Origin of the sequence: Streptomyces bacillaris (assembly GCF_003268675.1) — a bacterium.
In the GTDB taxonomy this organism is placed as follows: Bacteria; Actinomycetota; Actinomycetes; order Streptomycetales; family Streptomycetaceae; genus Streptomyces; species Streptomyces bacillaris.
Genome location: NZ_CP029378.1, coordinates 3,496,340 through 3,515,104, shown reverse-complemented (window position 1 = coordinate 3,515,104; position 18,765 = coordinate 3,496,340). Strand labels below are relative to the sequence as shown.

The following is an 18,765-nucleotide window of genomic DNA, read 5'->3' as shown; positions in this document are numbered from 1 at the left end:
GCGGCTCAGGCGGTCAGTGGCGGCCCGAGATGCGGTCCGCCGCCTTCGCGATGGGGTCGGTGCCGGGGCGCGGCGAGACCGTCTCGCGGCGGTCGGCGGCGCGGTAGGCCGCGTACAGGCCGTGGACGCCGAGCCAGCGGAAGGGTTCCGGCTCCCAGCGGCGGACGCGGTGGTTCACCCAGGGCAGCGCCGTCAGGTCGGTAGGGCCCGCCTGGCCGGAGTCCTGCTGGATGAGGTCGCGCAGGGTGCGGGCGCCGAGGTTGGCGGTGGCGACGCCCGAGCCGACGTACCCGCCCGCCCAGCCGAGCCCCGTGGAGCGGTCCAGGGTGACGGTGGCGCACCAGTCGCGGGGGACGCCGAGGACGCCGGACCAGGCGTGGTCGATGCGGGCGCCCGCCGTGGTGGGGAAGAGGTGGACCAGCAGGTCGCGCAGGGCGGCGATGGTGGCGGGCTGGGTGCGGCCGTCGTGGTCGGTGGCGGAGCCGTAGCGGTAGGGGTAGCCGCGGCCGCCGATGGCGATGCGGTCGTCGGCGGTGCGCTGGGCGTAGAGATAGGCGTGGGCCATGTCGCCGAGGGTCTCGCGCCCCTCCCAGCCGATGGTGTCCCAGATGCGGGCGGGGAGCGGTTCGGTGGCGATCATGGAGGAGTTCATCGGGAGCCAGGTCCGCTTGAGCCCCTTGAGGCCCGCCGTGAAGCCCTCGGTGCAGCGCAGGATGTAGGGCGCGCGGACCGTGCCGTACGGGGTGACGGCGTGCTTGGGCTTGATCTCGGTGACCGGTGTCGACTCGTGGATGGTGACCCCGAGCGCCTCCACGGCGTCCGCGAGCCCCTTGACCAGCTTGGCGGGGTGGAGCCGGGCGCCGTGCGGGGTCCAGGTGGAGCCGACGGCCCCGGTGACCCTGATCCGCTCGGCGGTCTCGCGGGCGCCGCGCAGGACCCGGTCGGTCTCCCCGAACGCGATCTCGACGCTGTGGAAGTCCTTGAGCCGGGCGAGCTGCGCCGGGGTATGGGCGACCTCCAGGACGCCGCCCCGGTGGATGTCGGCGTCGATCTTCTCCTCGGCGGCGGCCCGGACGACCTCGCCCACCGTCTCGTTCATCGCCTTCTGGAGCCGTACGGCGGCGTCGTGGCCGTGCAGCTTCGCGTACCGCTCGCGCCCCGCGATGCCGTTGTAGAGCCAGCCGCCGTTACGGCCGGAGGCCCCGTAACCGCAGAACTTGGCCTCCAGCACGGTGATGTTGAGGAAGGGGACGGCCTTCTTCAGGTAGTACGCCGTCCAGAGCCCCGTGTAGCCGCCGCCGACGATGCAGACGTCGGCGCTCGCGTCGCCGGGCAGGGGTTCGCGGGGGGTGGGGGTGCCCTCCTGCGCGTACCAGAACGATATGCCGCCGTTGACGGTACTGGCGTTGCTGACGGTGCTCATGATGCCCCTGGGTCCCTGTCCGGTGCCGCTGGTGCCCGGTCTTCGGTGTGATGCCGAGCGTATGTGTGGCGGGACGTTACTGCGCGGCGGGGCGTTCCGTCTTCTCCGGGGAGGGGGCTCCAGGCTTCCCCTGGGAGGGGGCTCCGCGCTTCCCGGCGGAGGGGGCTTTGCGGGTGAGGCGGTAGCAGGCGAGTCCGGTCAGTACGGCGGTGACGTGGCCCAGGTCCGTGACCGTACGGCCGTCGGCGGCCAGGGGCACCCCGTAGAAGACGAGGACCGCGAAGGCGTAGACGTACCGCCAGGGGTGCGGCACCCGGTAGGTGAGGACGGCGACCACCCCGGCGAGGGCGTAACTCACCCCGACCTCCAGGGTGTTGCCGGCCGACGGCGAGGCGTCCCCGTACCGGACCGCCCAGCCGAGGACGCCCTCGCCGAGCAGCACGGCCAGGACGTGCGCCAGGACCGCGACGGCGAGCCAGCGCAGGGTGCCGAGCCAGTGTTCGGCGGTGGCGTGGAAGACGGTGAACAGGACGGCGTACGGGAGCCAGTGGCCGCCGTCGATCCACAGGACGCCGGAGATCAGGGGGCGGACGGGGTCCCACGAGGGCCCGCCGGAGGACCCGTCGGAGGCCCCGTGCTCGAAGGCGGGGGTGGTCCGGTGGAGCAGGACGGTGGTGACGAAGAGGACCGCCAGCCAGCTGTACGTGCCCGGGGCGGTGACGATCCAGCGGCGTACGGCGGAGAGGGCGCGACGGCTTCTTCTCCGGCCGTTGTCGCTGCTGTTGTCGGTGTCGCTGTCCGCGGTGGGGCCCGGGGATTTACGGGACATGGTCCGATTGACGCACGGCCCTAGGATCGCCGGTGTGATCGACATCCCGGACGAACTGATCGCTACTCAGTACGCATACAACGGGGCCGCCGGACGGGCCTTCATCGCCGCGCTGCCGGAGCTGGCCGGGCGGTTCCTGGAGGGGTGGGGGCTGCGGCCGGACGGGCCGTCCATGTACGGCGTGTGCGCGCTGGTCCTGCCCGTGGTGCGCGAGGCGGACGGGGTGCCGGCGGCGCTGAAGCTCCAGTTGGTGGACGAGGAGACGGCGGGCGAGCCGGTCGCGCTGCGGGCGTGGGGCGCCGCGGGGGCCGGGGCGGTGGAGCTGCTCGACCACGACCCGGGGACCGGCGCGCTGCTGCTGGAACGGCTGGACGAGGGGCGGCCGTTGTCGGCGGTGGCTGACGTGAGGGGTGCCGTAGGGGTGCTCGGTGGGGTGCTGGCCCGGTTGGCGGCGGTGCCCGCGCCGGAGGGGCTGCGCACGCTGGGCGGTGCGGTGGAGCGGATGCTGGCGGCGGCTCCGGGGACGGTGGGGCGGCTGGCCGACGCGGCGGACCGGCGGCTGCTCGCGGACTGCGCGGCGGCGGTGCGGGAGGTGGCGGGGGAGCCGGGGGACCGGTTGCTCCACTGGGACCTGCACTACGACAACGTCCTGGCGGGGCGCGCGGACGCGGGGCGGGCGGGGGAGTGGGTGGCGCTCGACCCCAAGCCGCTGGCGGGCGACCCGGGGTTCGAGCTGTTCCCGGCGCTGGTCAACCTCTTCGACGCGGACGAGGTGGTGTGGCGGTTCGACGCGTTGACGGAGGCGCTGGGCCTGGAGCGGGACCGGGGGCGGGCGCGGGCCTGGACGCTGGGGCGGGTGCTCCAGAACACGGTGTGGGCGGTGGGGGAGGGGGAGGGGGAGAGGGAAGGCCGGATCGCCCCTGACCATGCGGAGATCGCGCGGCGGTTGCTGGGGCGGTGAGGCGGGACGGTGGGACGGAGTGGTGGGGCGGGGCGGTAAGGCGGGGCGGTGAGATGGGGCGCGGGGGCCTCACTCAGGGCTCCAGCACCACCTTTCCCACCGTCCCGCGCGTCTCCAGTTCGCGGTGCGCGGCGGCCGCCTCGGCGAGCGGGTAGCGCTGGACGGCGGGGCGCAGCCGGCCCGCCGCCGCCTCCGCGAGGGCGCGGGTCTCCAGGGCGCGCAGGCCACCGCCGCGCTCGATCATCCGGGGCCCGAGGACGGAGCCGGAGGTGATGCCGCGTTGGGCCAGCTCCTCCGGGGTGAAGGTGAGGGGCCGCCCCTCGTGGAGCCCCTCGCCGGACCAGCCGTAGACGATGTGCTGCCCGCCCCGGCCGAGGAGGCCGACCGCGCTGCGGGCGGTGGCCCCGCCGACGGAGTCGAAGACGACCGTCGCCCACAGGCCGTGCGCGTCGAGGAAGGCCCGGGCCCGGTCGGGCCAGTCGGGGAGCGTGTAGTCGAGGGCCAGGTCGGCGCCGTTCGCCTCCGCGCGGGCGGCCTTGGCGGGGCCGCCGGCCAGGGCGATGACGGTGGCCCCGGCGTTCTTGGCGTACTGGACGAGGAGGGTCCCGATCCCGCCCGCCGCCGCCGTGACGACGGCCACGGAGTCCGGGCCGAGGTCGGTGAAGCCGAGGATGCCGAGGGTGGTGCGGCCGGTGCCGATCATGGCGACGGCTTCGGCGGCGCCGAGGGTTCCGGGAATCTCGTGGATCTTGTCGGCCTCGGTGACGGTGAGTTCGGCGTAGCCGCCGGGGGCCATGCCGATATGGGCGACCACGCGCTTGCCGAGCCAGCCGGGGTCGGTGCCCTCGCCCACGGACTCGACGGTTCCGGCGACCTCGCGGCCGGGGACGGTGGGGAGTTCGGCGGGGGCGGGGTAGGGCCCGGTCTGCCCTTCGCGCAGGGCGGTGTCCAGGAGGTGTACGCCGGCGGCCTCGACCGCGATGCGGACCTGGCCGGGGCCGGGGACGGGGTCCTCGATCCGCTCGTACGTGAGGTTCTCGGCGGGACCGAAGGCGTGGAGGCGGACGGCGTGCATGAGGGCTCCCTCGGGGGCGGGCGGTTGACGACGGGGACGACGGGTGGGGGCGGGCCGTGCTCGGGCTCGGCGAGTGGTGCGGGTGGTGCGGGTGGTGCGACCCGCCCGGGTGGACCAGGTGGTGCGACCCGCCCGGGTGGACCAGGTGGTGCGACCCGCGTGGGCCCGGTGTCGGCTCGTCCCGCCCCCACCCTCGTACCTCAAGTCCGGTTGAGGTCAACCCCCGCCCCGGAGTGCCGCCCGGCGCCCCGTACGGCGAGCAGCCCGGCTTCGAGGCCGCTGGTGAAGGAGACCTCGCTGAGGAGGCCGGGGGCGGCGACCTGGTCACCGGCGAGGAAGACGCCGTCGCCGCGGATGACGGAGGGCCGGTCCCGCCAGGTGGTGCCGGGGCGGTCGACGGCCCCGGTGCGGCCGTCGGCCAGCGCCTCGGTGCGCCAGGTGGTGCGCTCCCGCCAGCCGGGGAAGCCGAGGTCGAGGAGTTCCTCGGCGCGGGCGGTCCCCTCGGCCTTCCGCCCGTCGGGCCCGACCGGGAACTGGCCCTGGAGGAGCTGCTCCCCGGCCGGGGCGAGCCCGGGGTCCTGGCCGGTGAACCGTTCCAGCCAGCCGGGCGCGTCCAGGTCCGAGACCGCGAACGCGTCGCCGCGCCGGGTGCGCAGGGCCAGGTCCACCAGGACGGTCCGGCCGCTCTCCCAGGTGAGGGACGCGTCGTCGAGCAGGACGCGGGCGGCGGGGAGCGAGGTGGCGACGACGACCGGTCCCGTACGGGCCAGTTCACCGAGCGTACGGGGGGCGACGCGGGCACCCGTCTCGACGGCGACCCCCAGACCGCGGGCGCGGCCGGCGAGGCGTTCGACGAGCCGCGCCCAGCCGCCGACGGGGTAGCGGGCCTCGGGCGGGAGCGAGCCGAGCCGGTGCAGCCGCTCCTGGACGAACCGGGCGGAGAGCGCGCCGGGGTCGTGGTGGAAGAGGGCGGTGGCGGCGGAGTTCGCGGCGGCCCGGGCGCCCGCCGCGCCGACCTGCCCGGTGGCCCAGCTCCGGAAGTCGGCGTCCACGGGCGCCGTACGGGCGCTGCGCCGGGCGAGCCGCAGCAGGGCGAGGGGCGGGGTCCTGCGGGCGGCCCCGTCGCGGCGGAACCGGAACCGGAGGCCTTCGCGGGGCGGTACGGGGACGACGGGCCCGAGCAGCCCGCGCCGGGCGAGCCAGGACCAATGGGGGCCGCGCCGGTAGAGGGCGTGCGGACCCTCGTTGGCGCGGTAGGGGCCGTCGGCGGTCCTGGCCCGCCCGCCGAGCGTGCGGTGGCCTTCGTACAGGGTGACGCGGGCGCCGGATTCGGCCGCGGTGATCGCGGCGGTGAGCCCGGCGAGGCCACCCCCGACGACGTGGACGTGAGCGTGCTCCATGGGGAACTCCTTCGGTTCTTCGATGGTGCGACGGACCGGGGGCGGCGGGGCGTGACACGGGGCGCGGGGGCGTTGTCAGTGGTGTGCGTCACGATGGGGTCATGGCAGCGAGTACGGGCAGGACGGCGAGGCCGGGCAGGGCACCCGGGCCGGGCAGGGCCAAGAAGGACACCGTTGCGGCGGCGCGGCGCCCGGAGGTGCGGCTTCCGCCGCTCGTTCCGTACGGGGGCGAGGGCCTGGAGCCGGACGGCGACTACGACGGGGTGCGGTTCGAGGGGGTGGACCTGGCGGACGCGTCGGGCCCGGGCGCGCGGTTCATGGACTGCGCGCTGGAGGAGTGCTCCCTGGACCGTACGGAGCTGGTGCGGACCCGCTTCATCGACTCGGTGCTGACCGGCGTACGGGGCGTGGGCACCGACCTGGCGGAGGCGTCGCTGCGGGATGTGGAGGTGGTGGACGCCCGGCTGGGCGGGGTGCAGCTGCACGGGGCGGTGCTGGAGCGGGTGGTCGTGCGCGGCGGGAAGATCGACTACCTGAATCTGCGCGAGGCCCGGCTGAAGGACGTGGTCTTCGAGGGCTGTGTGCTCTCCGAGCCGGACTTCGGCGGTGCGCACCTGGTGCGGGTGGAGTTCCGGGACTGCGCGCTGAAGCGGGCGGACTTCGGCGCGGCGCGGATGGAGTCGGTGGACCTGCGGGCGGTGGCCGAGCTGGACATCGCCCGGGGCGTGGACCGGCTGGCGGGCGCGGTGATCAGCCCGGCCCAGCTGATGGAGCTGGCCCCGGCGTTCGCGGCGCAGATCGGGGTGCGGGTGGAGGGGTGAGGGGACGCTTCCGGGGTGGCCGGAGGCGGTTTCGGGGCGGCCGGACGGCCGGGGACGGAGGCGGTTGGATCGGAGGCGGCCGAAGGGGCAGATTCGGGGGAGGGGTCAGAGCCGGGGGAAGCGGGCCTGGAGGTCCCAGATCACGGGGTTGTCGGCGAGGCCGTCGTGCATGTCGGCCAGGTCCGCGATCAGGTCGTGCAGGAAGTCGCGGGCCTCGCGGCGCAGGAGGGAGTGGCTGAAGGTGAGCGGGGGCTCGTCGCCGGGCATCCAGTCCGCCTCGACGTCGACCCAGCCGAACCGCCGCTCGAAGATCATGACGTCCGAGGACTCGGTGAAGTCCAGCTCCGCGTACTGCCTGCGGTGTGAGCGGTTGCCCCGGGGGTCCTGGTCGATCTGCTCGACGATGTCGCACAGCGCCCACGCGAAGTCGAGCACCGGCACCCATCCCCAGGCTGTGGACACCTCGCGGTCGGCCTTGGTGTCCGCGAGGTAGACGTCACCGGAGAACAGGTCGTGCCGCAGCGCGCGGACGTCCGCACGGCGGTAGTCGGTCTGCGGGGGGTCGGGGAAGCGGCGGGAGAGGGAGTAGCCGATGTCGAGCACGGGTCGATGGTGTCATGCCGGGAAGCCGAGACCCACACGATCGGGTGAACGAATAGGCATATGCCTCACGCATGTGCTGTAACGGCCTCTAGCCTCCGGCATATGGTCAGTTCGCCTCATGAGGCTCATCATCGGATCTTTCAGGAAAGTCCTGGCTTATTCGCCAGTGCCTTCCGCACCCTGGGCATCCCCTTTCCGGAGCCCGTCGCGGTGTCGCTCATGGACACGGATCTCACGGAGATCAGACCGGTCGAACGGCATGTGGACACGCTCCTGCGCATCGACCTGGCCGGCGGGGACAGCCTCCTGCTGGCGATCGAGGCCCAGGGCAGGAAGGACCCGGACAAGCGGAGCAGTTGGGCCTACTACCTCGCCCACCTCTACGCGAAGTTCCGGTACCCGCCGGTGCTGCTGGTCGTCTGCCGGGACAAAGGGACGGCGGAATGGGCGGCCGAGCCCATCCGCATCGGCCTGGAGAAGCACCCGAGCCTTGCCGTGTACCCGCTGGTGCTCGGCCCGCACAACGTCCCGATGGTCACGGACGCGGCGCGAGCCGCCGAAGACCTCCCGATGGCCGTCTTCTCCGCGATCACCCATAGTAACGATCACGACATCGCTGCCATACTGGACGCACTCGCCGAGGCCCTCCGGGCCACGGATGCCGACGCCGCAGTGGTCTTCGCCGAATTCACCGAAGCGGGCCTGGGCGCCACCCCGGCCCGTGAGCTCTGGAGGAACCTGATGGGCACTGGTCTCAGCCACTTCCGTGGCTTCGTCGCCGAATCCTTCCGCGATGAGGGGCGGTTGGAGGGGCGGCTGGAGAGCCGTGGCGAGGACATTCTGCGGATTCTCGCCGTGCGCGGTGTCGCCCTGCCGGACGAGGCGCGGCAGCGGATCACCGACTGCAAGGATCTCGCCGTGCTCGACGTGTGGTTCGAGCGGGCCGTCACCGCGCCCACCGCCGACGCGGTGTTCGACGAGAGCTGAGCGCCGGGGGGTTGGGTCGGCCTGGCCTGGTCCGGCCCGGTCAGGACAGCAGCCGCTGCTCCTTGGCCACCGAGACCGCGCCCGCGCGGGTGTCGACGCCGAGCTTGTCGTAGATGCGGCCCAGGTGGGTCTTGACCGTGGCCTCGCTGATGAACAGGGCGCGGGCGATGTCCCGGTTGCCCAGGCCCTGGGAGAGCTGGGCCAGGATGTCGCGTTCGCGGTCGGTGAGGGTCGGGCGGGGGCTGCGCATCCGGGCCATGACCCGGCTGGCGACGGGTGCCGAGAGCGTGGTGCGGCCCTGGGCGGCCGAGCGGATGGCGGCGAACAGCTCCTCCGGGCGCTCCGCCTTCAGCAGATAGCCGGTGGCCCCGGCCTCGATGGCGCGGGTGATGTCGGCGTCCGTGTCGTACGTGGTCAGCACCAGGACGTGGACCCTGCCCCCGGCGGCGATGCGGCGGGTGGCCTCCACGCCGTCGATGCCCTCACCGAGCTGGAGGTCCATGAGGACGACGTCGGGGGTGAGGCGGGCGGCGAGCACCACGGCCTCCTCGCCGCTGCCCGCCTCCCCGACGACCTCGATGTCCGGTTCGCTGCCGAGGAGGGCCAGCAGCCCGGCGCGGACGACCACGTGGTCGTCGCAGAGCAGGATGCGTACGGGGGCGGGGGCGGGGGACGCGGTTGTCTCGCCGGTCATGTGGGGTCCTCCGTGGTCATGGGGCCTTCTGCGGGGTCCTGTGGCGTGGTGAGCGGGATTCCGGCCGAGAGCACCGTGCCCTCGCCCGGGGCCGACTCGATCGTCAGCGTCCCGCCGAGCTGGTGCACACGGGCCCGCATCGCCGGGAGACCGTGGCCCCGTACGGCGCCCGTCGTGCGCGGGGCGCCGGGCTCCGGCGTGAACCCGCGGCCGTTGTCCCCGATGTCCAGGACCACCCGGTCGCCCAGGTGGGTCAGGGTCAGCCCGGCGGCGGTGGCGTCGGCGTGCTCCCGTACGTTCGCGAGAGCCCCCTGCGCGATCCGCAGCAGCGCGGACTGCACCCGGTCCGGCAGGGGCGCGTACGGCGTGCCCTCCACATGGCAGCGGACGGTCAGGGCCCCTCCGCCTGGGCCGTCTCACGGGCCGCCAGTGCGTGCAGGGCCGCCTCCAGGCCGCCGCCCTCCGCCAGATCGGCCGGGGCCAGGTCGTGGACGAAGCGGCGGGCCTCCGCGAGGTTGCGTTCCGCGATGCCCGTGGCCGTACGGACATGGCGACGGGCCGCCTCCGGGTCGGCGTCCCACGTGCGATCGGCCGCCTGGAGCAGCATCTGCTGGCTGGACAGGCCCTGCGCCAGCGTGTCGTGGATCTCCATGGAGAGCCGCTGACGCTCCGCGAGGGTGCCCTCGCGCCGCTCGGTGGCGGCCAGTTCGCGCCGCGTGCGCAGCAGGTCGTCGATCAGCTCGCGCTGACGGGCCGCCAGTTCCCGTTGCCGTACGGCCTGCCGTTGCATATGGACGAAGACGGCGGTGGCGACGGCCGCCACGGCGGGCGGGGCGAGCACCAGGTTCGGGTCGAACCCCGTGGCCAGGCGCAGTTGGGCGGCCACCACGAACGCGGTGAGCAGGGCGACCAGCGCGAGCGCCGCGCGCGGCGGCAGAATGCGCAGCCCGGTGTAGAACAGCGGCACCGCGCACCACGCGAAGCTCGGCGCCAGCACGACCAGCACCATCCAGACGGCGACCAGGACCCCGAGCCAGGCCACCCGGCGCGGGGTGGGGCGCGAGCCGAGGACGGGCCCCAGCAGATACAGCACGGCCAGGGTGATCGACAGCGCGATGATCCACGGCGTACGGGCCTCGCCGGGGTGCCGCATCAGGAACCTGGTCAGCGAGGCACCGAGCAGCAGGAAGAACGCGGCGTGCATGAGGAGCGCGAGCCAGCGCGCGTCGGGGTCGGGGCCGACGGCCGTACCGTCCCCCTCCGCCGAACCGCTGCGCTGCTCCATCACGTACTCCACGACCTCACTTTTCCTCGCTGACCTGCGCAGATCCCTCCATGGTGACCCCGTCGGACCACCCGCGCATCAACCGATCGGCCGACAGGGACATCGACCGTCCCGCGCGCCGCTTCCAGCCGGTACGTCGACCGTACGGGGCCGGATCCGCCCGGAGGATCGATGGCAGAGAACGAAACGCCGGGGCCGTCGTCGGGACGGGCCCGGAAACCTCCAGGGAGCCACCATGAAGAAGCTGTCGCTGCGTGCCCGTGTCCTCACCGGTACCGTCGCCGTCGCCGCCCTCGGGGCCGGAACCTTCGGCGCCGTCTCCGCGAACGCCTCCGCCCCGGCCGCCGCCCCCGCCGCCGCGGTCAAGGCCGACACCCACAACCGCAACCTCCAGCAGAGCACCCACCTCACCGTGGCCGCCGCCACCAAGGCCGCGCAGGCCACGCTGGACGCCGCGAAGAAGGAGAACCAGCGCGTCTCGGTCGCCGTCGTCGACCGCAACGGCAACACCATCGTGACGCTGCGCGGCGACGGCGCGGGCCCGCAGTCGCCCGAGTCCGCCGTGAAGAAGGCGTTCACCGCCGTCTCCTGGAACGCCCCCACCTCCGAGCTGGTCAAGCGCCTGGAGCAGACCCCCAACCTGAAGGACATCCCCGGCACCCTGTTCCTCGGGGGCGGCGCTCCGGTCCAGGTCAAGGGCGCCCCGGTCGCGGGCATCGGCGTGGCGGGCGCGCCCAGCGGCGACCTGGACGAGAAGTTCGCCAAGGCGGGCGTCGCCGCCCTCGCCCGATAATCACCACCGCACCGCCGAGAGCCGAGAGCCGAGAACGGAGAGGCCCATGAACGCCCTCGATCACGCCCTGCTCACCGCCGCACGCACCGGCGACACCGACGGTGTGCGCACCGCGATCGAGGGCGGCGCCCGTGTCGACGCCCGCGACGAGGAGCTGCGCACCCCGCTCCTCCTCGCCGCCCTCGGCGACCACGTGGAGGCGGCCCGGCTGCTCGTGGCCGCCGGGGCCGACCCGGACGCCCAGGACCGGCGCGAGGACAGCCCCTGGCTGGTCACCGGGGTCACCGGCAGCGTCGCGATGCTGGAGGTGCTGCTGCCCGCCGGGCCCGATCTCACCCTGCGCAACCGGTTCGGCGGCATCTCGCTGATCCCGGCCGCCGAGCGTGGCCATGTCGCGTACGTACGGGAGGTGCTGCGCCGCACCGACATCGACGTGGACCACGTCAACCGGCTCGGCTGGACCGCCCTGCTGGAGGCGGTGATCCTGGGCGACGGCGGCCGGGCGCACCAGGAGGTCGTGGAGGCGCTGCTGGCCGCCGGCGCCTCTCCCGGGCTGCCGGACGGGGACGGGGTGACGGCCCTGGCCCACGCCGAGCGGCGCGGGTTCGCGGAGATCGCCGCGCTGCTGCGGGCCGCCGCATGACCGGCGTACGCGGGGTCGATGCAGGCGGGGTCGGCGTACGTGCGGTCGATGTACGCGGGTCGGACGTACGTGGGTCCGGTGGACGTACCACCGGAGTACGAGGGTCCCGCGTACGCGCTGCCCCCCTCCGCCGCCTCACCCTCGGCCTCCTCGTGGCCGCCGTGCTCGCCGGGTGCACGACCGGCCCGACGGAGGTCGCCCCGGGCACGACGGGCACGACGGGCACCCCCCACACCCCCAACACCCCCGCCGCGTCCGGGAGTACGACGACCGCCGCCCCGGCCCCCTCCCGTAGCGCGCCCACCCCCACCCCCGAAGGCACCCTCCTCGTGGCCGACTTCGGCAGCGACACCGTCACCTTCGTCGACCCCGGCCGGGACGGCTCCGGCAGGAACGGCGGCCCCATCGCCTCCGTCGAGGTCGGCACCGCCCCCTACGGGCTCGTCGTCGGGGAGGACGGGCGCGCCTGGGTCGCCACCGCCGAGGGCGTCGCCGTCGTGGACACGCAGCGGCGGACCCGGCTCGCGCTGATTCCGTACGAGACGGAGACGGGGCCCGTCACCACCGGCGAGTACCGGGGCGGCGGCATGGGCATCGCCCTCGCCCCCGACGGCCGGCACGTCTACGTCGGGGTCAACGTGCCCGGCGGCAACGGCACGCTGGAGGTCGTCGACACCGCGACCCGCGAGGTCACCGGCGTCGTCGGCGTCGGCCGCCGCCCCTTCGACGTGGACGTGTCGCCGGACGGCCGCGAGGTGTACGCCACCAACCACGACTCCTTCGACGTGACGGCGGTGGACCCGGACACCCTGCGGACCCGGCGCATGGAAGTCGCCCCGTACGGCACCGAGGGCGGGCTCGGCTCCTGGCTGAAGCCGCACTACGCCGTCGTACGCCCCCAGGACGGCAGGCTGCTGCTGCCCTTCGAGGGGGAGCGGCTGGCCGTGCTCGACCCGCGCAGCGGCAAGGTCACCATCGAGCGGATGACGGCCGGCACCCACCAGCACGGCGCGGCCCTCGCCCCCGACGGCACCCTTCTCGTCGTCGGCACCGGCCCGATCGGTTCGGCCGACGGGGGTCCCTCCCTCACGGTCCGCGCCCCGGACGGCGAGGAGCGGATCGTTCCCCTGGAGGGGCCGCACGAGGACGTGGCGGTGTCGGCGGACGGAAGTACCGCGTACGTCACCGGAGGGTTCACCCGCGACGGCTACTGGAACGGCATCACCGTCGTCGAACTCGACAAGCCCGACAAGCTCGACGCCCCCGCCACCCCCAACAACGAGAGAAACAAGCCGATTCGCCTTTCCGCAGGCAACCGTCCGCTCGGAATCGCCATCCTCTGAGCCGGGAGCCGTCCGCCCATCCCCCGGGGCGGGCGGCTCCTTCCCTCCCCCGGGCCGCTTCTCCTGAGGCTCGTGCCCCGACGCCTAGGATCGACCGGTGAACCGCCGCACCCCCGCCGCCACCCCGCTCGCCCTGCTCCTCGCCCTCGCCCTCCTCGGCGCGGGCTGCACCGGAGGCGTCGAGGGCACCCCGGGCGCGGCCGGGCTCCGCGACCCGTACTTCCCGGGGCTCGGCAACGGCGGCTACGACGTCACCCACTACAGCCTCAAGCTCGACATCGGCCCCTCCGCCGACGACAAGCGCCGCCCCGCCGACGAAAAGCGCCCCGCCGACGACAAGCGCGGCCCCGCCGACGGCACGAGCAGCCCGTCCGCCCAGCCGTCCGACCGCCCCGCCGACCGGCTGCGCGGTACCGCCACCATCACCGCCCGCGCCACCCAGGACCTGAGCGCCTTCCACCTCGACCTGGCCGGGCTGGACGTCGAGAGCGCCACCGTGGAGGGGCGGCCGGCGGCCGTGAACCGGGCGGGCAAGGAGCTGATCATCCGTCCGGGCTCCGCCGTGGAGGACCGGTTGCGCAAGGGGCGCACGTTCACCACCGTCGTGCGCTACTCCGGCTCCCCGCAGACCATCACCGACCCGGACGGGTCGAAGGAGGGCTGGCTGCGGACGGCGGACGGGGCGGTCGCCCTCGGGGAGCCGACCGGCTCCATGGCCTGGTTCCCCGGCAACCACCACCCGAGCGACAAGGCCACGTACGACATCGAGGTCACCGTTCCCGACCCGCTGACGGCGGTCTCCAACGGCGAGCTGATCTCCCGGCGCACGGAGGACGGCCGTACCACCTACCACTGGCGGACCGCCGAGCCCATGGCGAGCTATCTGGCGACGCTCGCCGTCGGCCGTTTCTCCACCCACCAGTCCGCCACCCCCGACGGCATCCGGCTCTTCACCGCCGTGGACCCGGAGTCGGAGGCCGCGAGCGAAGAGGTGCTGGACGGGATCCCGGCGGTGCTCGCGTGGTCGGCGGAGAAGTTCGGGCCGTACCCCTTCACCTCCGCCGGGGCGATCGTGGAGCGTACGGGCGACGCGGAGTACGCCCTGGAGACCCAGAACCGGCCCGTCTTCCCCGGCCCGCCCGACACCGCGCTCCTCGTCCATGAGCTGGCCCACCAGTGGTTCGGGAACTCCGTCACCCCGAAGAGCTGGCGGGACATGTGGCTCAACGAGGGCTTCGCCACGTACGCGGAGTGGCTCTGGGCCGCCGACCACGACGACGTACCGGTCGAAGAGAGTTTCGACGAGGCGTACGAGGACGGCGCCAACTGGGCCTTCCCGCCCGCCGGACCACCGTCCGCCGCCGATATCTCCGAGGCGCCGGTGTACGGGCGCGGGGCCATGGTCGTCCACCGGCTCAGGCTCGCGATCGACGACGACGAGGCGTTCTTCGACCTGGTCAGGGGGTGGACGGAGACGCACCGGCACGGAAACGCCTCCACCGACGACTTCACCGCGTACGTGGAGGAGGAGACGGGCGAGGACCTGACCGAGCTGTGGGACGACTGGCTGTACGGCGAAAGCCGGCCGCCCGTGGAGGACTGACCGGCTTCCGCACGCACCGAGCCTGGCGTTACTTGACGTTGACCGCCGCCCAGGTGGCCGAGACCGCCTTCAGCTCCTCGCTGTCCGCGCCGAACAGGTCGGTCGCCGCCTTCTCGGTCGCGACGCGCGCGCCCGCGTAGTCGGTGGTGGAGGTCATGTAGACGGAGAGCGCCTTGTACCAGATCTGGTACGCCTTCTCCCGGCCGATGCCCGTCAGCGTCGAGCCGTCGGCGGTGGGGGAGTCGTAGTCGACGCCGTTGATCGTCTTCTTCCCGCTGCCCTCGGCGAGCAGGTAGAAGAAGTGGTTGGCGACACCGGAGGAGTGGTGGACGTCCAGGTTGCCGAGGTTCTCGTCCCAGTAGTCCGCCGAGCTGCCGTCCTTGCTGGGCTGGTCCATGTAGCGCAGCGGGGTGCCGTCGCCGTTGATGTCGATCTTCTCGCCGATGAGGTAGTCACCGGCGTCCGAGGCGTTGTCGGCGAAGAACTCCACCGAGGTGCCGAGGATGTCGCTGGTCGCCTCGTTGAGGCCGCCGGACTCACCGGAGTAGTTGAGGTCGGCGGTGGCGGAGGTCAGGCCGTGGGTCATCTCGTGGCCCGCGACGTCGAGCGAGGTGAGCGGCTTCTTGTCGCCCTCGCCGTCGCCGTACGTCATGCAGAAGCAGCTGTCGTCCCAGAAGGCGTTGACGTACGCCTTGCCGTAGTGGACACGGGAGTACGCGGCCTGGCCGTCGCCCCGGATACCGTCCCGGCCGAGCGCCGACTTGTAGAAGTCCCAGGTCTTCGCGGCGCCGTAGTGGGCGTCGACGGCGGCGGTCTGCCGGTCCCCGGCCGTGCCGTCGCCCCAGGTGTCGTCGTCGTCCGTGACGAGGGCGCCGGTGCCGGACGAGCCCTGGTCGAGGTCGTACGTCTTGTGGCCGCCGCGCTCGCCGTCGGTCAGCTCGAAGCCGGCGTCGGTCTTGGTCGTGGTGATCTCCACCTCGCCGCTGTACTGGCCGTGGCCCGCGCCGGTCTTGACCGCCTCGTAGCTGTACAGCTTCTCGCCGGTCGTGGCGTCGGTGAGGGTGTGGACCCGGCTGGGCGTGCCGTCCTTCTGCACCCCGGTCCTCACGGTCTCGAAGGCGAGGACGGGCTTTCCGCCGTGGCCCGCCCAGATGACCTTGCGGGCGTCGGCCGCCGCGCTCTTCAGCTTCGGCGTGGTCGACGCCACGGCTATCTTCGCGTCCGTCGCCTTGTCGACGCCCTTGAGCGTGCCGTCGGCGGCGGTGTGGGTGACGAGGTCGCCGCCGAGGACGGGCAGGCCGTCGTAGGTGCGCTCGTAGCGGGTGTGGACCGTGCCCCGGGCGTCCGTGATCACATCACGGACGATCAGCTTCTCCTGGCCGCCCAGCTTCAGGGCCTTCGCGGCCGAAGCGGTCTCCGTCTGCGCCGACTTGATGGCGGTGGCGCGGTCGGCCGAGGAGTTGATGCCGAGTGCGGCGGCCGTGGTGGGCGCCGCCGATGCGCCGCCGATGCGCCGCCGTTGTCGCCGTTGCCGTCGGCCGAGATGGCGACCGCCGAGCCGGTCTGGACACCGGCGACGACCATCGCGGCGACCGCCGCGAGTGCCGCGAGCCGCCGAGTGGTCCGGGTTCCCCGAGTGGTGCGTGCGGCACGGGAGTTGTGGGGGGTGGAATGGAGGTTCATGTGTGTTCTCCGTCGGTCGTCCTGTGGGGGGACTACGAGCGGAGAGCGTGCCACCGAATCGGCGGGGTTGACCGTGCGCCGACAATTGCCTCACAAGTTTTTGACCAGTTCTTGTCCGACTGGGGTGCTGTGCTGTCCGGTATTCGGTGGAGTGGCGTGATTCTGCTGCGCCGCGTACGGGAGTTGGCTACGGTGCACATACGCGGGAGCCCCCGGCCGCGCGCAGGCGGCTGGGGGCTCTCGTGCTGTCCGGGTGGCGCTCGGTGTTGCGCCGGTGCTGAACGGGTCAGCTCGGGGTCAGCTCGTGATCAGCTGGATCAGAGGTTGACGCCGAAGTCGCGGGCGATGCCGCTGAGGCCGGAGGCGTAACCCTGGCCGACCGCGCGGAACTTCCACTCGGCACCGTTGCGGTACAGCTCGCCGAAGACCATGGCGGTCTCGGTGGCGGCGTCCTCGCTCAGGTCGTAGCGGGCGATCTCGGCGCCGCCGGCCTGGTTGAGGATGCGGATGAAGGCGTTGCGCACCTGGCCGAAGTTCTGGCTGCGGCTCTCGGCGTCGTAGATCGAGACCGGGAAGACGATCTTGTCCACGTCGGCAGGCAGGCCCGCCAGGTTGACGTTGATCTGCTCGTCGTCACCCTCGCCCTCACCCGTGACGTTGTCACCGGTGTGCACGATGGTCTGGTCCGGCGTCGACTTGTTGTTGAAGAAGACGAAGTGGGCGTCGGAGACGACCTTGCCGGCCGCGTTGACCGCGATCGCCGAGGCGTCGAGGTCGAAGTCGGTGCCGGTGGTGGTGCGGACGTCCCAGCCGAGGCCGACCGTGACGGCGGTCAGGCCCGGGGCCTCCTTGGTGAGCGAGACGTTGCCGCCCTTGGACAGGCTTACAGCCATGGGAAGTCCCTTTCCTCGTCGTGTGCGGGCATTCGTGCCATCACGAAAGCTACCGTCACCCGTCATAACGCAGTCAGCAGACCATGAGGTTCCTGTTCTCTTTACTTTCTTTGCCGAACTTCCTCCGGAAGAGACCTCCTGAAGGGACCTCAGGGGTATCCGGGACCTCAGGGGCCTGCGGGAGTCCCCGAGGCCAAAAGAAGGTGACGGACCGGGCGGGGAGCGGGGAACATGGGTGTCATGTCCGGGCCCTATGTCATCCGCGGCTCGGTCTCCCTCCCGGAGGCCGAGCTGATGTGGCGTTTCTCGCGCTCCTCCGGTCCCGGTGGCCAGCACGTCAACACCAGTGACTCCCAGGTGGAGCTGCGCTTCGACCTCGCCGCGACCGACGCGCTCCCCGAGGTGTGGAAGGCGCGGGCGCTGGAGCGGCTGGCGGGGAGGCTGGTGGGCGGAGTCGTCTCCGTACGGGCGTCGGAGCACCGCTCCCAGTGGCGCAACCGCGAGACGGCCGCCGTCCGGCTCGCCGCGCTCCTGGCCGAGGCCACCGCGCCGCCGCCCAAGCCGCGCATCAAGCGGAAGATCCCGCGCGGGATCAACGAGCGCAGGCTGCGCGAGAAGAAGCAGCGCGGCGAGACCAAGCGGGGCCGCTCGGGCCGGGACTGGTAGTTCGGGCCGCGACTGGTAGCTCCGGCGCGCCACCGGCGGGGTGCCTCACCCCGAACCGGAGACGTGCCTCACCCCAACTGCCGGTAACGCCCCTTGAAGTACGTCAGCGGCTCGCCCTCCGGGCTAGGCAGCTCCGCCGTCAGCACGCGCCCGATCACCAGGGTGTGGTCACCGGCCACCACGCGCTGCTCCGTACGGCACTCCAGCGTCGCCAGCGCCCCGCCGATCAGGGGCGCGTGGCTCACCCCGCCCCGTACGTACGCCAGGTCCTGGAAGAGCAGCCGGTCGCTGATCCGGCCCTTCATGGCGAACCGCCCCGCGATGTGGCGCTGGCTCGCGGCCAGCACGGAGACGGCCCACAGGGGCTGTTCGTCGAGCAGGTCGTCCATCCGGGAGCCGTTGCGCAGGCTCACCATCACCAGGGGCGGGTCCAGGGAGACGGACATGAAGGCGGTGGCCGTCATGCCGACGTCCTCGCCGCGGCCCTCCTCGTCGAGCGGCGGCTCCTGGGCGGTGACCAGCACCACTCCGGCGGCCAGCCGCGCGAGTGCTGCGCGGAACTCGTCGTTGCTCACCCCCTCAGCATGCGGGACGGCGCCCGCCCCCTCGGCATGCGGGGCGGCACCGGCTCCCTCGGCATGCGGGGCATCACCGGCTCCCCCGGCAGGGGGCACGGTCTCGGGGCGCGGGGTGGCGGGAGTCTTCTGGAGCACACCGGCACGCTAACCGCGCCCGCCCGGCCGCCGCATCGGGCCAGGGGACCAGTCCGGCTCCGGCCGGTCCTAGGACCGGCGCCGTACGGCAGCACGCGCTCAGCAACCGTGTCCGGACCCCGGAGAGTGGCCGAAAGGCCCGGGAGGGGCATGGCCGAATTTGCGCCAGGGAAACGAGAGAAGGGCGGAAGAGTCACTCCCAACCCCTGAACCATCTGTTGTGACTTGAGTCACAGAGTCCATTTTCTGCTGACCCTGTGTACCGGGTGCACAGCTCACTGTGATTCAGTGGCCGTGACACTGCAACAAGTACGTCGATATGAAACCTGGAGTTGCTGTCGAGGTCTCGG

16 protein-coding genes and 2 pseudogenes are annotated in these 18,765 nt (G+C 73.0%); 8 read left to right on the top strand and 10 right to left on the bottom strand.

Features of this window, described 5'->3' with window-relative positions:
• Positions 1-13 precede the first annotated feature (13 nt).
• Both DJ476_RS14915 and DJ476_RS14910 read right to left on the bottom strand, forming a co-directional pair.
• Positions 14-1,423, bottom strand: coding sequence for an NAD(P)/FAD-dependent oxidoreductase (locus tag DJ476_RS14915; RefSeq protein ID WP_112490743.1), 1,410 nt, complete (start codon positions 1,421-1,423; stop codon positions 14-16).
• A 76-nt stretch (positions 1,424-1,499) separates the two neighbouring features.
• A complete protein-coding gene (locus DJ476_RS14910; RefSeq protein ID WP_318294700.1) occupies positions 1,500-2,252 on the bottom strand; it encodes a rhomboid-like protein in 753 nt (250 codons plus the stop codon).
• Here DJ476_RS14910 and DJ476_RS14905 point away from each other — a divergent pair.
• Positions 2,251-3,213, top strand: coding sequence for an aminoglycoside phosphotransferase family protein (locus tag DJ476_RS14905; protein ID WP_404827513.1), 963 nt, complete (start codon positions 2,251-2,253; stop codon positions 3,211-3,213). The genes DJ476_RS14910 and DJ476_RS14905 overlap by 2 nt on opposite strands.
• A gap of 73 nt (positions 3,214-3,286) precedes the next feature.
• Here the strand turns inward: DJ476_RS14905 and DJ476_RS14900 are convergent, their stop codons facing one another.
• Positions 3,287-4,288, bottom strand: a complete 1,002-nt coding sequence (locus tag DJ476_RS14900; protein WP_112490742.1) for a zinc-binding dehydrogenase — start codon at positions 4,286-4,288, stop codon at positions 3,287-3,289.
• Positions 4,289-4,488: 200 nt separating this feature from the next.
• Positions 4,489-5,688: an NAD(P)-binding protein gene (locus DJ476_RS14895; RefSeq protein WP_112490741.1), complete on the bottom strand. Its 1,200-nt coding sequence runs from the start codon at positions 5,686-5,688 to the stop codon at positions 4,489-4,491.
• A gap of 101 nt (positions 5,689-5,789) precedes the next feature.
• On the opposite strand from DJ476_RS14895, the gene DJ476_RS14890 reads away from it, so the two are divergent.
• Positions 5,790-6,509, top strand: coding sequence for a pentapeptide repeat-containing protein (locus tag DJ476_RS14890; protein WP_318294699.1), 720 nt, complete (start codon positions 5,790-5,792; stop codon positions 6,507-6,509).
• Positions 6,510-6,614: 105 nt separating this feature from the next.
• On the opposite strand, the gene DJ476_RS14885 is transcribed toward DJ476_RS14890, so the two are convergent.
• Positions 6,615-7,112, bottom strand: coding sequence for a hypothetical protein (locus DJ476_RS14885; RefSeq protein WP_028419539.1), 498 nt, complete (start codon positions 7,110-7,112; stop codon positions 6,615-6,617).
• A gap of 102 nt (positions 7,113-7,214) precedes the next feature.
• Between DJ476_RS14885 and DJ476_RS14880 the strand changes: the two genes are divergently transcribed.
• Entirely contained in the window at positions 7,215-8,099 is an 885-nt protein-coding gene (locus DJ476_RS14880; RefSeq protein ID WP_112490739.1) for an RpnC/YadD family protein, read from the top strand.
• 40 nt (positions 8,100-8,139) lie between these two features.
• On the opposite strand, the gene DJ476_RS14875 is transcribed toward DJ476_RS14880, so the two are convergent.
• Both DJ476_RS14875 and DJ476_RS14870 read right to left on the bottom strand, forming a co-directional pair.
• Entirely contained in the window at positions 8,140-8,793 is a 654-nt protein-coding gene (locus tag DJ476_RS14875) for a response regulator (RefSeq protein WP_112490738.1), read from the bottom strand.
• Positions 8,790-10,078, bottom strand: a pseudogene (locus DJ476_RS14870) (sensor histidine kinase). Before DJ476_RS14870 ends, DJ476_RS14875 begins: the two are co-directional and overlap by 4 nt.
• 235 nt (positions 10,079-10,313) lie before the next feature.
• Between DJ476_RS14870 and DJ476_RS14865 the strand changes: the two are divergent.
• The 4 genes from DJ476_RS14865 (at position 10,314) to DJ476_RS14850 (ending at position 14,460) form a co-directional block, all read left to right on the top strand.
• Positions 10,314-10,871, top strand: a complete 558-nt coding sequence (locus DJ476_RS14865; protein WP_018489010.1) for a GlcG/HbpS family heme-binding protein — start codon at positions 10,314-10,316, stop codon at positions 10,869-10,871.
• Between the two features lie 46 nt (positions 10,872-10,917).
• Positions 10,918-11,514 (top strand): ankyrin repeat domain-containing protein, encoded by a 597-nt coding sequence (locus DJ476_RS14860; RefSeq protein ID WP_070199423.1) that lies wholly within the window; start codon positions 10,918-10,920, stop codon positions 11,512-11,514.
• Complete coding sequence (locus DJ476_RS14855) at positions 11,511-12,857, top strand: YncE family protein (protein ID WP_318294698.1); 1,347 nt, start codon at positions 11,511-11,513, stop codon at positions 12,855-12,857. Before DJ476_RS14860 ends, DJ476_RS14855 begins: the two co-directional genes overlap by 4 nt.
• Positions 12,858-12,954: 97 nt before the next feature.
• The gene (locus tag DJ476_RS14850; RefSeq protein WP_112490737.1) at positions 12,955-14,460 is read left to right on the top strand and encodes a M1 family metallopeptidase; all 1,506 of its coding nucleotides are present in this window, start codon (positions 12,955-12,957) and stop codon (positions 14,458-14,460) included.
• A gap of 28 nt (positions 14,461-14,488) precedes the next feature.
• Here DJ476_RS14850 and DJ476_RS14845 read toward each other — a convergent pair.
• Together DJ476_RS14845 and DJ476_RS14840 are read right to left on the bottom strand one after the other, a co-directional pair.
• A pseudogene (locus DJ476_RS14845) lies at positions 14,489-16,143 on the bottom strand (M4 family metallopeptidase).
• Positions 16,144-16,460: 317 nt separating this feature from the next.
• Positions 16,461-17,036 (bottom strand): TerD family protein, encoded by a 576-nt coding sequence (locus DJ476_RS14840; RefSeq protein WP_018489015.1) that lies wholly within the window; start codon positions 17,034-17,036, stop codon positions 16,461-16,463.
• A gap of 231 nt (positions 17,037-17,267) precedes the next feature.
• On the opposite strand from DJ476_RS14840, the gene arfB reads away from it, so the two are divergent.
• Positions 17,268-17,702: an alternative ribosome rescue aminoacyl-tRNA hydrolase ArfB gene (gene arfB / locus DJ476_RS14835; RefSeq protein WP_019762784.1), complete on the top strand. Its 435-nt coding sequence runs from the start codon at positions 17,268-17,270 to the stop codon at positions 17,700-17,702.
• Between the two features lie 68 nt (positions 17,703-17,770).
• Here arfB and DJ476_RS14830 read toward each other — a convergent pair whose 3' ends face one another.
• The gene (locus tag DJ476_RS14830; protein WP_381246813.1) at positions 17,771-18,415 is read right to left on the bottom strand and encodes a flavin reductase family protein; all 645 of its coding nucleotides are present in this window, start codon (positions 18,413-18,415) and stop codon (positions 17,771-17,773) included.
• Positions 18,416-18,765 lie beyond the last annotated feature (350 nt).